Here is a 14876-nt window from a genome sequence, read left to right as displayed (position 1 = left end):
AATGCTCACAACGATGAAATATATAGTAAATCCTATCAAAATATTGGTCCTGGCTACGCTCATGTTTAGTGTGAGCGCCTGCGAGGATTTTGAGGAAATGAATACTGATCCCAACCAGCCACCGGTAGTACCCACTACTTCGCTGCTGACTTCTGCGCAAAAGCAGTTGATGGACCACATTTGGGATGAGTGGCATAATGGACGTTTCGGTATGTTGTACGCTCAGTACTGGGCTGCCAATGAATACACGGATGAGAGCCGCTATCAGCTTCGTCAGGGGGTCAATAATAACTATTGGTTATACTACTATGCCGGCAGAGATGCTGCCCTGGCGGGAGATCCTAATGGCGGCGGTATCCGCGATCTACAGGAAATTATCCGCCTTAATCAGGAGCGCCCTACCGACTTTTCAGCTTACGGTGGTACTGAAAACCAGATTGCAGTAGCCAAAATCATGAAAGCCTGGATGTTTCAGATTATCACGGATATATGGGGGGATGTACCTTACGAAGAAGCCCTTCAGGGGGCAGATCAGGTAAGCCCTGCTTATACGCCTCAGGAAGAAATTTATACCGACCTGCTGGCAGAACTGACAGAGGCGAACAGTATGATCAACGTAAGCGAGCCGGGCTTCGTAACCGGTGACCTGATCTACGATGGGGATATGGAAAAATGGAAAAAGTTTGCCAATTCCTTAAAAATGAGGGTAGCGATCAGGATGGCCGATGTAGCTCCTGATATGGCTTCAGCAGCAATTGAAGAAGCTGTGCAAGCCGGTGTTTTCAGTAGCAATGATGATAACGCACTGCTGCGTTACATGACCTCCGTACCCAATAACAATCCACTGAATGAGGACCGTAAAACAAGAGCGGATTTTGCTGCAAGTGAGCCCCTCATTGATTATTTAAAAGAAAACAATGACCCTCGCATTGATTACTATGCTGCGCCTAATGCCAGTGGTGAGTACGTGGGCCTTACCTATGGCCTTAGCCAGGCACAGGCAGGGGCCATTCCTAACAGCGCGGTGTCTCAGCCCAGTGAAGAAGTACTGAGTGCTGAGGCTCCCGGGGTGTACATGGATTATGCCGAAGTACTGTTTACTATGGCCGAAGCCGCTGCCAGAGGGTTCATAGGGGGTGATGCCGCAACTTATTACAATCAGGCCATTACTGCCTCTATGGAGTATTGGGCAGCGCAAGGTGGCGATGTACTTGATGCAGCTACCATAGAAAACTACTATTCCAACCAGGCTCCTTATGATCCTGCGAACTGGAAACAGTCTATCGGTGAGCAAAAGTGGCTTGCACTCTATATGCAGGGTATACAGGGCTGGACCGAATGGAGACGACTGGATTTTACTGGTGTGCTTGAACCCCCTGCTGCCGGAGCTTTGGTAGGAGACGGCATCCCGCTCAGGGTTACTTACCCAGTAGACGAGCAAAACCTTAACCGGGAAAGCTACCAGGAAGCCATTGACAGACAAGGTCCTGATTTGCTGGGCACCCGACTTTGGTGGGACGTAAACTAATAACTGTTGAAACTGAAAAATATTAGATTATGAAAATGTATAAAATATGCTTAGTCATATTGCTCGGTAGTCTGTTTGTATTTACTTCCTGTGAAGAACCGGAGGAGAATATTGATTGGAGGGCAGGCGATACGCTGATCATACAAGGAAGTGATGAGGTAGTAATAGGTGCCTCAGAAGAACCCTATTATGTGGAAGGCTTTACAATTGATAAATCTTACAACTGGACACTAAATGGGGATCCGATAGAGTCAGCCGATGAAGGACAGTATGTATATGTAGATTTTCCTACGGCTGGAACCTATACCATTATGGTGACAGATGGAACATATGAAGGTGAGATGACCGTCATGGTTGAATAAATCACAAAAATTACTTTGATGAAAAGCCTCCGCATTCGTTGTGGAGGTTTTTTTATGAAGCGACATAATGCGTTTCCTAGATTTCAACTCCCGCAAAACATTCCAAGAGGGTTAAGGTTAAAACTTCAAATCAAAGAGCTTTTAAAATATATATTGTAAAAATTAAACTTTGGTAATACGAAGAAGGGCGTTATTCTAAGTGCAGGCATTCCATTAAGCTTCAGGTTCATGAAAAAAAGTTTACTTTTTCCTAGGTATTTTATGTAATCATCAATAATACTAATAGTTTTTATAATTATTTAAAAAATAATTATTCTGCATGCATACTTGTTTTTTTAAATCATAACTATAAGTTTGCAAATATTTTATCTAAAATTTTAACTTTTATTTCGTCATTTACATAAGTAAAGTAGGCTATTAACATTCACTCAATAGTATAATGATATAAACAAGCTACTTTATTAATACCATCTGTTCATTTAGCCTGGATTTTCACAGATGAGTTTTGAATAAGGTAGATCGATTTTGCTTTTTTTTCTTTCAACATAAATCATACAAATATGCGTGTAAACACTACAAAACACGTATCATCGTTCGGATACCGCCCAATTATGGTCGGTCTTTTGAGCTTGATGATCGCCCTTTTTAGCCTGAATACTGCATGGGCGCAAAACACTGTCTCAGGTACAGTGAGCTCAGCAGAAACAGGTGAAGCCTTACCAGGCGTGAATGTTATCGTTAAAGGTACTACCGTAGGTACTGTCACCGACATTGACGGAAACTACAGACTGAACATTCCTCAGGATGCTACCATTCTTGTTTTCTCATTTATTGGTTTAAAAGAACAGGAAGTAACTATTGAAGGACGCTCAACAATTGATGTGGAAATGGCTGAAGATGCAAGGCAGCTGAGTGAGATTGTCGTACAGGCATATGGCGCCTCCTCTGAAGCATTAAATACACAGCAGGTTGAAACTGTTGATGCCAGTGCATTTGAGAATTTCCCCATATTGTCTCCTCAGGAAGCCCTACAGGGACAGGCCGCCGGAGTACAGTCTACATCATCTTCCGGAATCATTGGTTCGGCACAAACAGTGAGGGTTAGAGGTATTACCTCTTTTACTTCAGGAAACAGCCCGCTCTATGTAATAGATGGAGTGCCACTAAATGATGCATCGGGTACTGATGCATACTCCAGTGCTTCCGGGGCTACTCCGCTTAATCCATTAATCAACTTGAACCCCAATGACATAGAGAGCATGACTGTATTGAAAGATGCGGCTGCCACTTCTTTATATGGCTCACGTGGAGCAAACGGGGTGATTCTGATCACTACTAGAAAAGGTAAGGCGGGCGAAAAGACTCAAATCAACTTTGATTATTTCACGGGAATAAACCAGCCTACCGTGGAAAAAGAAGTTTTAAATTATGATCAATACGCTCAACTAAGAGAAGGTTTAGGTGTTGATCCTGGTACTTTCCCGGCGAGTGGAACTGATTGGGTGGACATTGTACGCCAAACTGGAAAATTGAGTTCATACTCGCTTAATGCAAGTGGTGGTAGTGAAAAAACCACCTTTTATGTGGGAGGAACTTATTTCAACAGTGAATCCTATGTTATAGGAAATGAAGTTGATAAACTGAATGGTAGATTGAACCTGACACATCAGGCAAATGATCGGCTAAAGCTGGGAGTTAATTTTGCAACATCCAATCTTAAAAATGACCGTATTTCAGCAGAAAACTCTACCTACTCTCCCTGGACACTTCAGTATCTCAATACGCCTTTTGCGCAGGCATATGATGCAGAGGGAAATCTTCAACAAGCAGGGTTTAACAATCCATTGCTTTTAGAAGATGGTGCTTTCAGATTTGATTTAACTTCCAGAAGAAATACTGGAAATGCATTTGCTGAACTTGATATCTTAGAAGGGCTTACATTTAAAACAGACTGGGGCATGGATTATGTTCAGGTGGAAGAAGAGGTACGTGAAGCTGATGTACTTACTCCGGATGGTTATGGCTCCAAAGAAATTGTTCAGGATAGTAAATGGTTGACCACCAACACCTTGAATTATGTTAAACCTTTTGGGAGGCATACCATTAACGTACTGCTTGGACAGAGTTATGAAGAATCCACCAGAGATAATATCTTGGTGGAAGCTAACGGCTATATTTCTGATGATTTACCTAATACAGGCTCAGGATCCGAACCTGTTACTGCCTCAAATACCGGAACCGGATGGGCTATATCTTCATTGTTTGCAAGATTGAACTACAACTTTGCTGATAGATATATTATCGAAGGAAATTTTAGACGGGATGGCTCATCCAGATTTGGTGCTGACAAAAGATATGGAAATTTTGGTGCTGTTTCTGCTTCATGGTTAATAAGCGAAGAAGAATTTTTTCCTGAAAATGATGTGGTAAATTTCCTTAAGCTGTCATCAAGCTATGGCTCTAGTGGAAATGATAGAATTGACAACTTTGGAGCGTTAGGTCTTTACGGAGGAGTTAACTATAATGGCCTTCCAGGTTTGTATTACTCACAACCTGCTAATCCAATCCTGACCTGGGAAACAACTTCCCAATTTGATGTTAACATCAATGCTCATTTTCTGGATAGTAGATTACGTGTTGATGCGAGCTACTGGATCAAAGCTACGGACGGTATCCTGCTTGATGTCCCTCTGCCGTATACAACCGGATTCCCTAGCCGAACTCAAAACTTCGGTGAAATGGAAAATACAGGGGTAGACTTATCTATTTCCGGAGACATTCTTAATGCAGGTGACCTTAGGTGGACTGCAGTATTTAATGTCGGTTTTCTACACAATGAAGTAACCAAGCTGCCTGAGACTGCTCAGGTAGACCCAGAGGGCAACTTATATGTGTCAGTTGCTTCTTTTACAGATGAGGCTAGAGCTACAGAAGGTAAGTCTGCTAACGAGTTTTATTTGAAGGAGTATGTTGGTATCAATCCAGAGACTGGTGATGCGGAATGGGTAGGTGAGGACGGAAATCCTACTACTGATTATAATGCAGCGCCATATGCATATGCCGGATCGGCTTTGCCAAAGGCTACTGGAGGCTTTACCAATACACTTTCGTACAAAGGCTTATCACTAAACGTATTTTTCAACTTTGTAAGCGGAGGACATGCATATATTGCGGATAATGAATTTGCTGAAAATATTGCCGCAAGCGGCGCTTTTAATAATACCGTTCGTGTATTAGATTCATGGACAGAAGATAATCGTGATGCTTTTGCACCTGCATATTCCAGTCCTACCATGTCTTTCTGGGACAATGAATCTACCAGGCACTTATTTGATGCGAGTTATATCAGGTTAAAGAACATCACGCTTTCCTATCAGCTTCCAGGATCACTACTGGAAAATACAAATATATTACGCGCTGCGAGAGTATATGTGATGGGGCAAAACCTGGCTACATTTGCCAGTGATGTTTATGACAATGGATCTGATCCTGAAGTCAATAATTCTGGAACAACGGCTGGTAGCATGTATGGAGAAAGTTTCTTTACCTCGCCTAATGCCAGACAAGTAACAGTGGGTGTAACCCTTGGTTTTTAAAATGAGACGAAACATGAAAAGAATATATATAATTTTTTTATCGTGCACATTAGCGTTTAGTGCATGTGACGATAGCTTGGATGAAATCACACCGGAGCAATCTTTATCTGAAGATCAAGCTTTTGCTAACTACAACAATGCAAATGGTGTGCTGATTGGTACGTATGACTTGATGCAGGATTTGCATGTATTCGGAAGTCAGCCTCAGTTTATTTCCGATTTCATTACTGACAATGTGAATTTTACCGGATCGTTTCCTTCACTTCAGGATTTTAATAATTATGCTGTTAACAATAGCAATAGTACTGTAGATGAAGTATGGAGAGATTCATATCAGGTAATATTAGGTACCAATGCCATCATTGCAAATGCCCCTCTTATTGAGGATGCCACCGATGAAGAAAAGTTAGCGCTGGAAGGTGAGGCTAGGTTTGTAAGAGCAATTACTTATTTTATGATTGCCAACTTGTATTCTCAGCCTTATGGGGTTAGTCAAGGGTCAAACTTGAGTGTCCCCCTTTATTTAGAGCCCTTTACCGGTGAGGTAATTAATTTGCCCAGAAATACACTGGCTGAAGTTTATAGTCAAATAGAAGCGGACTTGCTATTTGCTGAGGAAAATTTGTCTCCTACAGCTGAGCAGGGCTTTGCTTCCTCTTATAGCGCAACTGCACTGTTGTCAAGGTTGTATCTATATATGGAAGATTGGACAGCGGCTGCACAGAAAGCTGAAGAAGTGATATCATCTGAAAATTATTCTTTAAGCAATGATCTATCATTTTATAATACGATCAGCGATGAGATCATTTTCTCTATTGAAAATAATGCCACTGACCCTCAAAGTGATAGCGATGCAGAAACCAGCAGCGGTTCCTGGGATAGCTATTATACAGGAAGAGATCAAGGTGGTAGAGGTGATGGTGAATTCTCTCCTGATTTGTTAGCGCTTTTTGAGGAAGAACCTGAGGATTTGAGAGGCGATTTTTATGTTGAAGATGTGAATTTCAGTGGTGAACCTGCCATTTACACATTGAAATATGACAATGGTAACGATAACTCAAGCGACTATGCTGCTATCAGACTTGCAGAAATAATGCTAAATAGAGCAGAGGCATTAGTAGAGTTGAATGGAATAAATGAAGAAGCTATTGGCCTGGTCAATGAGATCCGGAACAGAGCAGGATTAACTACAGCCTGGACTGTAGGAGACTTTGCCTCTGCTACTGAATTGCTTGAGGCTATTTATACCGAGCGACGTAAAGAACTTGCTTTTGAAGGACACCGGAGAATGGATTTATTAAGGACTGGTAAGCCTTTGAGAACAGAAGCGCCCTCAAGTGTTGCAATTACGGATGCGGGTGTTGGAGTAGTGGCTGGAGATCCTAAGGCCGTTTGGCCTATCCCTCAGTCTCAGTTAAATATAAATCCAATGCTTGAACCTAATCCATAAACGGATTTGAAGCCTAGTTTGAGTCAAAATGCCGCTTATTCTGGTATTAGCTCATACGGTTGATTTTTATCAAAGCACTTTGCTCTTTTTTATGAGTAAAGTGCTTTTTTTTATTTCCTCAGTGTTATCGGCGCAAAGAACCCTAAGCCCAAAACTTATCTGGCTCTTTTAAAACTTACTGTTTTTACTTGGTGTAATATGTACGTAATTCTTGCTATAAAGTACCTCTTTTGATTTTATAGATAAGAAACTAAGTAACACGATAGAGCTATTTTATTTTTATGTTAGACAGATTGCAGTAAAGCTTGCAATAATACCGGCCGGTGCTTTCCCCAGTTTTATTTGTTTGGCCAGCTTCCATTAAGCTTTGTTTTAGATATCATGAGTAAAATTTGGCCCCTCCTTAGGCTTCACCATAATTTATGAAGTTAAGTTAGGCATCAGTAGCATGACATAAAGCCTGAAGAAGGCAAAAAAAGAGCCCACAGCCCCTAACTTAGGGTCTGCTCTCCCTAGCTTAGGAGCTGTGGGCTCTAGTTTAGGTTCTACATTAGCATCTGCTCACCCTAAGGCAGGTCCGATAAAGCCTGGCTTAAGCTTTTTTTACCTTCTTTTGCTTGTCTATACCCTTTGAGCACTGCCATTGAAAAGCTGCAAGGCTTTCTCTTCAAAATCAGAACGATATCAATGATCCGTACGAGGATCGTAATTTTACGGAATAGTGTAAAATGAATAGCCTTTTGACTTAACAAGCACAGACTTTAGTAAAAGAGTTAGAAATAACGGCCGTTAATGCACCTTGAAATACACACGCTTGCGCCTACCGGCTTTTCATCATAATTGTAGCGGGCTTCCAATAAATTGACCTTTGGCACAAGATACCAAAACAGAGAGTATTCGGCCGTTATCACTCAGAAGTAAGCGATATGATGTGCTTTAAGTAATGCAGCGAGCCTGTGGATCGGATAAGGTATGTTAAACGTTCAAAGCGATTAGTTTTTTCTCTCTGTAAACCATGGCAATTCCTCTTTTTCATGAGCATAAAAGTCTCCAGCTTTTAAAAGCTATCCTCTGTTACATGCTTTATTAAGTGCACTCAAAAATACTTACTTCTTAGTAAGAAATCTTTTGAGTAATATTTACTATTGACCTGGGATTTGTAAGGCTCGAAATTTAAAATACTTCCAGGTAACATTTTTAATAATTTTAAGAAGTAAGAGGGAGTGAGGAGGGTATTTTTATTCTGAAATTGGCTTTATAAAAGTCCAGATTGAGTAAATGACATTGCTAAAATTTTTAAAATAATATTTAAATTTATTTTATTTTTAATAATTGCTTAAAATAAGCATTAGTTTTACAAAAAATATAATGATAAAGGTTTGCTATTATCAATGAAAATAAAGAATAATCAATATTTTGATAAATGTCATTATTTATTCCCTTATCAATAATTTTATCTTTTGTAGTAAAAGTAAAATTAAATACTAAAATTATCAGTGAGTAAGATTGAATTTTAAAATTTAAAATTTACTTTTACGGTGTTTTTTTTCTTAGGCATGTAAGATTTATTTATTTCTTGCTCAATCTATACTCAATATTTAAATAAAGCAGTAGAGTATAAATCGGTAAGTATAATAGTTTAATCTAAAGCAACATAGTTTACATGTCGTAAGTCATCTGAGTTTCGTGGTATGTTTAATTTTAACTAATTGTCAGTTTTATGAGAGGTAATTCTACTAGCCTCCCCGCATGGGGAAACCTCATCAGAAAGTTGGGAAGCCTGATGCTTGCATTGGTGATCGCGCAGAGTGTATATGCGCAGGAAAATGCAGTTTCAGGAACCGTAACTTCTGCTGAAGATGGAACACCGCTACCCGGTGTGAACGTGATCGTGAAAGGTACTACTAAAGGTACTGTAACAGACATTGATGGTAACTATCGTATTAGCGTACCAAGCGATGCAAATGTTTTGGCATTCAGCTTCATTGGTCTGCTTCAACAGGAAATTGAGATCAATGGTCGCTCAGTAATCGATGTAGTAATGGAGTCAGATGCCCAGCAGCTTTCTGAAGTGGTGGTTACTGCCATTGGTATTGAGCGTGAGAAGAAAGCCTTAGGGTACTCAGTAGCCAGTGTAGACAACGAGCAGATCGCCCAGGTTTCTGAGCCTGATCCCTTAAGAGCGGTACAGGGAAAGCTCCCCGGTGTAAATATTACCGGTGGTGGTGGCGCTCCCGGTCAGTCTACCAAAATCAACATTCGAGGTATCTCATCCCTTACTGGTAATACCCAGCCGCTCTTTGTAGTAGATGGTATTCCTTTTGATAACTCTACCAACGCATTTGACCCTACGGATCCGGGCGCGAGTGCAGCAGTAGATAACTCTGCTTTCTCTAACAGGGCTTTTGACCTTGACCCTAACAACATAGAGTCTATGACTGTACTGAAAGGTGCTGCTGCTGCTGCCCTTTATGGATCAAGAGCTACTAATGGTGTGGTGGTAATCACGACCAAGGCTGCCAAGAAAAATACCAAGAAAGGACTGGAAGTAACGTATAGCGGTTCTTATAACATAGAAAACGTTTCTAACTTACCTGATTATCAGGATGTATATTCACAGGGTTCCAACCAGTTATACAATGCAGGCTTTATCGGTAACTGGGGAGCCCCTTTCCCTAATCATGTGGACCGTCTGAACGAGCAGTACGGCACCAACTATTCTCAGATTATCTATGGAGGGGAAACCGCAGAGGATGGTAGTGTAATTGTGCCTGCTACACCTGCCGGTTTTGTTCCTCATCCCTTAGTAATGACTTCTGTTGGAAGAAGTGAGGGTTATGACTTGCTTTTCCCTGAGCTCGTGAAAGGCTATATTGTTGGTGGCGGTTTTATCACTGACCCCAACGATCCTCTGTGGGGAACAGGTACGCCGGTAGGTATAGATGTGCCTTTTCAGCCTTATGATATCGTGGGAGGCTTCTTCGATCAGGGAAGTGTAATTGAAAATAGTATTAACATTACTTCAGGAGGAGAAAATGCCAGCCTTACAGGAAACGTTTCGCACATGACCAATCAGGGTATCGTACCTAATTCTGAGGCTACACGTACCAGTTTGAGCTTTGGCGGTAACGGGCAGTTGGAGAACGGGCTATTTATTTCTGGTAATGTGACCTACGTAAACACTACCCAGCAAACTCCACAGTCCGGAGGTAGTTTTTACGCTGACTATACTACGGCTACTTCTACTTCATTGTTCCAGAGGTTGTACTACCTTCCTCGTAACTACAACCTGAACGGATATCCTTTTGAAAGCCCTATTGACGGTTCAAACGTATTCTATCGTGCCCTGGATAACCCACTTTGGATTGCGAAGTATAACAGCTACAGCAGTGATGTAAACCGTATCTATGGTAACATGACTTTATCTTATGATATCGGTGACTGGCTTAACCTGACAGCCAAAGGTGGTATCAATACCTATGGTGACGCCCGTAGAGATGTTGTAAGAAGTGGTGGCGCTTCCCTGCCTGCGGGTAGAATTTATACTGAAGATGTAACTTATACCGAGCAGGATTATAACTTCATCGCTACAGTTACTAAAGATATTAATGAGTCCTTTGGTTTCCGTGGTATAGTAGGTTTCAACGTCAACCAAAGGGAAAGAGGCCGTAGAAAGGTAACCGGTTCTGGTATCATCTCTGATGGTTTAGAAGGCCTGTACAGAGTGGATGCTACTACCCAGACTACTGTAAACTGGGACTATAGCGAATTACGCCGCTACTATGCAGCCTACGCTGACCTGCAATTCTCTTATAATGACTACCTGTACCTGAACGTAGTGGGAAGAAATGACTGGTCATCTACACTACCGGTAAACAATAGGAGCTACTTCTATCCGGGTGTTAGTGCCTCATTTGTAGTAACTGATGCCTTTGACATAGGGGGAAATATCCTGAACTTCGCTAAAGTACGTGCTGCCAGAACCCAGGTAGGTAATGAGCCTAATCCATATCTGACGGCTACTTACTACAGCATACTGCAGCCCGCTACCATTGGTTCTACTGACTACAACCGGGCAACCTTGCAGGATGCGCTTGGCAATGTTAACCTGAAGCCAGAGTTTACTACCGAAACAGAAGTAGGGGTAGAAGCCCAACTTTTTGACGGTCGTGTTGGCGTAGATGTGACCTGGTTTAACCGTAGTTCTACCGATCAGATCGCGCAGGCTAAGTTACCTGCTACCAGCGGTTTTGATACGGAATGGGTAAACATTGGTGAACTACAAAACCGTGGATGGGAGATTGGTTTGGACCTGACTCCTGTACGTACTGCCAGTGGGTTTACCTGGAATGTCTATTCTGCATTCACCAAAATCAAGACAGAAGTTATTGATGCCGGACCTGCCGGCGAGATATTCGTGGGTGGACCTCTAACTACTTTGGGGACACTGCATAGAGCAGGCTTACCTTATGGTCAGATTTATGGTAGTGTGAACGCGCGTGATGATGAAGGTAATCTGCTGATTAACAAAAATACCGGCTTGCCTTTCCCTCTTCCTACCAACGATGTTATTGGCGACCCTAACCCGGATTTCCTCTTAGGGATTACCAATACCTTTACGTACAAAGGGGTCACGCTGAGAGCCTTATTAGACTGGAGACAGGGCGGAGATATTTACTCTGCAACAGCCGCGTCTTTGCTGCTGAGAGGTCAGCTGAAAATCTCAGAAGATCGTGAGGGACTGAGAGTAGTGCCTGGCGTTTATGGTAGTCCTCAAACTTTTGAGGCTGTGCTTGACGAAAATGGAGAAAAAATCGTGAACACAACACCGGTTACCGCCTTTGACTATCACTTCACCAATGGATGGGGTGCTTACGGACAGGATGAAGTAAACGTATACGACGCTACTACCATTCGCCTGAGAGAAGTTGGTCTGGGTTATACACTCCCTGCCAGTGTATTGGAGACTACTCCTTTTGGCTCAGTAAGAGTGATGTTTACCGGACGTAACCTCTGGTTTAGAGCACCTAACTTCCTGGAAGGTCTGAACTTTGACCCTGAAATACTGGCGGAGCCTGCTGGTTCTAACGTTCAGGGTTTTGACTACGGTGCTTATCCTACCACACAGCGTTATGGTGTTAACTTGACTGTTACATTCTAATAACCGACATAATTCAATGCTGGCAGTGAAAGCTGCCAGCGATATAAAAATTTCTTTTCTATGAAAATAAATTATATAAAATACACACTCTTGTTGGTGTTGTCTTTAGGGATCGCTAGCTGCGAACTGACGGACCTGAACATCAACGAAGATCCTAATAATCCTACCCAGGCCTCTTTGGATTTGTTGCTGGCCAATTCATTATTGAGGGGGTCGGAAGAGTTTAGTCACGATATCAATTCTAACCTGCATAGTTTTGTAGGGATCTTAGCTGAGCAAGGTGATGATGGTTTTGATTTAACCAATAACACCTATAATCTGGAATGGCAGGAGCTGTATTATGGACCTCTCAAGGATGTGCAGCAGATTGTGAATATTGCTGAAGAGCAAGGAAATAACCCATATTACCTGGGTGTAGGCCAGCTACTGAAGGCTTATTATTTTAGCCTGATGGTAGAACTTTGGGGAGATATTCCTTACTCAGAAGCCTTACGTGCTGATGCCGCTGAGGTAATCAAATATCCTGGCTATGATGATGACGCGGCGATTTATCAGAATCTGATGGAGCTTGTAGACGCGGGAATCGCTAACCTGAATGAAAATAGTGTGGTAGAAGTTAGTGGAGACCCCATCTATAATGGTGACATAGATAGCTGGATCAAAATGGGCAAATCGTTGAAACTTCGTTTGCTGATGAATACCCGCCTGGTGCAGGATAACAGTGCGGCCATTACTGCACTGATTGATGAAGGTGATTTGATCCTGGATGGTTCTGATGACTTTACTTTCCAGTTCAGTAGCATTAACAATCCTGAGAACGAAAACCGTCACCCCTGGTATGTGGATGGCTATACTACCAGTACGTATAACTTCACTTACTTGGGCCATCAGTTTATGGTAGAGATGCTGGACTTTGAAGACCCTCGTCGTCCTTTCTATATTAAACGTCAGACTACCACTATCCTGGATCAAAATGACGCATCTGACCGTCAGACTACACCCTGCTCTCAGATTACCGGTTGTGTCTATGGCTACCTGGTACTCAATCCTACTATGATAGACAGGCTGTATACTGATAAAGGGAAATTATTTGATGGCGATGCCGAAGACTTTTTGGCGGGTATCTTTGGGCGTGACCGCTCTGATCCATCCGGGATTCCTTTGGATGGAGCCATCAGATCGGCTATTGGTGTATACCCTGCAGCGGGTTTATATGATGATAGCCCTGAAGGTGCTTCTGGAAATAAAGGAACAGGTGCTGGCCTCTTCCCGATGATTACCAGTGAGATGGTTAAATTCTACATCATGGAAGCTATACTCACCGGAAACTATGCCGGTACCGAGGCAGAAGTACGTGACATGCTGGAAGAAGTAATTCGTGAACACATTGACAAAGTGTATGCTTTTGGCGTGGAAAATGATCCTAGTGGCGTACCTGCTCCTGATGCCGCGCTTGACTCTTACATTGACAAGCCTATTGATGAAGCTACTGATGCATATGTAGATTTGTGGTTAGCAAGATATGATAATGCCCCTACTACCAATGCTAAGTTGAATGCAGTAATCAAGCAGGCCTGGTTTACCAACTTTGGTAGTGGTATAGAAGTTTACAATGCTTACCGTAGAACCGGTTTTCCTAATGATTTACAGATTCCGCTACAGCCACAGCGTGACTTCGCCCTTAGACTGCCTTACGCTCAGGATGATTTGAACTTCAACCAGAGTGTTACCGCTGAGCAGGAGGGTGTAGTATTTGATCTTGATAAAATATTCTTGGACGAAGTTGATGGTGAGGGAGAATAAACAATGATTACTATGAAGAAAAATTCAATATTATATATTTCAATGGTTCTTACCGGCCTGATGCTATTTAGCACCGCCTGTGAGGATGAGGAGCTTAACCCCTATGTTGAGCCGCTACCGGGAGTGCATGCTTTCGGGCAGTTTGCTGCAGACTCGCCTACAAATTTCATCATTGAACAAACTGGTGAGGACCTTAATATCAACCTGCAATGGATTTCTGTTGACAGGGAGTTAGAAGTGGAAAAAATAGATGTATTCGTGCTTTTCAATGAAAGCTACAGAGATGTAGATAATAACCCATTGGTTGCCGAGCACGGTGGTGATGAAGGTATATTTTATACCACTATAGAGGGTGGAGAATTACCCGCCAACCGCGAGAATACAACAATTTCCATTTCTCAGGAAGATGTATTAAACCTTTACAATGGAACCACCTACGATTATGATGAGGATGGTACTGCTGAAGATGTATTTGATAATGATTTTAAGCCATCCAGAAGCAATGACGCACCTTTTATTTCAGGAGATAACTTCTCAATTCGCTGGGTGCTTTATACTACTGATGGCTTAGTATTTGACTCATGGTCTCCTTCAGTATGTACTGAGCTTCCCGGAGCTAACTGCTCAGTAGACTGGATTCTGGAATGTGGTCAGGTCATCAAAGAACCCGCCCAGGATTATACCATTACCTTTAATGACTCCTATGGTGATGGCTGGAATGGAGCTGCCATTAGCGTCATTGTTGATGGAGAGGCTACTGAATATACTTTAGCTGATGGCTCAACAGGTACAGAGGTAGTCACTGTTCCTGAGGGTACTACTTCATTATCATTTGAGTTTATCTCTGGTGATTATGACTCTGAAGTTAGTTATTCTATCGTAACCGAGAAAGGTAACTCTATAGCTGCTGGAGGCCCTTCTCCTTCAGTAGGAGCAATAACTTTAGACTTGTGCGTAGAAAATGAATAAATAGTAA

7 protein-coding genes are annotated in these 14876 nt (G+C 42.2%); all 7 read left to right on the top strand.

Annotated elements, in window-relative coordinates; genetic code table 11:
• Window positions 1-13 precede the first annotated feature (13 nt).
• On the top strand, window positions 14-1528 hold the full coding sequence (locus OKW21_RS22740) for a SusD/RagB family nutrient-binding outer membrane lipoprotein (protein WP_277483845.1): 1515 nt from the start codon (window positions 14-16) through the stop codon (window positions 1526-1528).
• A 29-nt stretch (window positions 1529-1557) separates the two neighbouring features.
• The gene (locus OKW21_RS22735) at window positions 1558-1890 is read left to right on the top strand and encodes a hypothetical protein (protein WP_277483843.1); all 333 of its coding nucleotides are present in this window, start codon (window positions 1558-1560) and stop codon (window positions 1888-1890) included.
• A 560-nt stretch (window positions 1891-2450) separates the two neighbouring features.
• Complete coding sequence (locus OKW21_RS22730) at window positions 2451-5486, top strand: SusC/RagA family TonB-linked outer membrane protein (RefSeq protein WP_277483840.1); 3036 nt, start codon at window positions 2451-2453, stop codon at window positions 5484-5486.
• A gap of 13 nt (window positions 5487-5499) precedes the next feature.
• On the top strand, window positions 5500-6936 hold the full coding sequence (locus OKW21_RS22725; protein ID WP_277483839.1) for a RagB/SusD family nutrient uptake outer membrane protein: 1437 nt from the start codon (window positions 5500-5502) through the stop codon (window positions 6934-6936).
• Between the two features lie 1720 nt (window positions 6937-8656).
• Window positions 8657-12097 (top strand): SusC/RagA family TonB-linked outer membrane protein, encoded by a 3441-nt coding sequence (locus tag OKW21_RS22720; protein WP_277483837.1) that lies wholly within the window; start codon window positions 8657-8659, stop codon window positions 12095-12097.
• 60 nt (window positions 12098-12157) lie between these two features.
• Window positions 12158-13900: a SusD/RagB family nutrient-binding outer membrane lipoprotein gene (locus OKW21_RS22715; protein WP_277483833.1), complete on the top strand. Its 1743-nt coding sequence runs from the start codon at window positions 12158-12160 to the stop codon at window positions 13898-13900.
• Window positions 13901-13912: 12 nt separating this feature from the next.
• Window positions 13913-14869, top strand: coding sequence for a hypothetical protein (locus OKW21_RS22710; RefSeq protein WP_277483831.1), 957 nt, complete (start codon window positions 13913-13915; stop codon window positions 14867-14869).
• Window positions 14870-14876: the final 7 nt, after the last annotated feature.

It is taken from the genome of Catalinimonas alkaloidigena, from assembly GCF_029504655.1.
GTDB classification, from domain to species: Bacteria; Bacteroidota; Bacteroidia; order Cytophagales; family Cyclobacteriaceae; genus Catalinimonas; species Catalinimonas alkaloidigena.
Note: the sequence above shows the minus strand (reverse complement) of the source record. Positions and strands in the feature narration are given on the sequence as shown.

Bases quoted from the DNA above. Each gene is read 5' to 3' on its own strand.
- OKW21_RS22735 (WP_277483843.1), top strand. From the start codon at position 1,558: ATGAAAATGTATAAAATATGCTTAGTCATATTGCTCGGTAGTCTGTTT.
- OKW21_RS22725 (WP_277483839.1), top strand. From the start codon at position 5,500: ATGAAAAGAATATATATAATTTTTTTATCGTGCACATTAGCGTTTAGT.
- OKW21_RS22715 (WP_277483833.1), top strand. From the start codon at position 12,158: ATGAAAATAAATTATATAAAATACACACTCTTGTTGGTGTTGTCTTTA.
- OKW21_RS22740 (WP_277483845.1), top strand. From the start codon at position 14: ATGAAATATATAGTAAATCCTATCAAAATATTGGTCCTGGCTACGCTC.
- OKW21_RS22710 (WP_277483831.1), top strand. From the start codon at position 13,913: ATGAAGAAAAATTCAATATTATATATTTCAATGGTTCTTACCGGCCTG.
- OKW21_RS22720 (WP_277483837.1), top strand. From the start codon at position 8,657: ATGAGAGGTAATTCTACTAGCCTCCCCGCATGGGGAAACCTCATCAGA.
- OKW21_RS22730 (WP_277483840.1), top strand. From the start codon at position 2,451: ATGCGTGTAAACACTACAAAACACGTATCATCGTTCGGATACCGCCCA.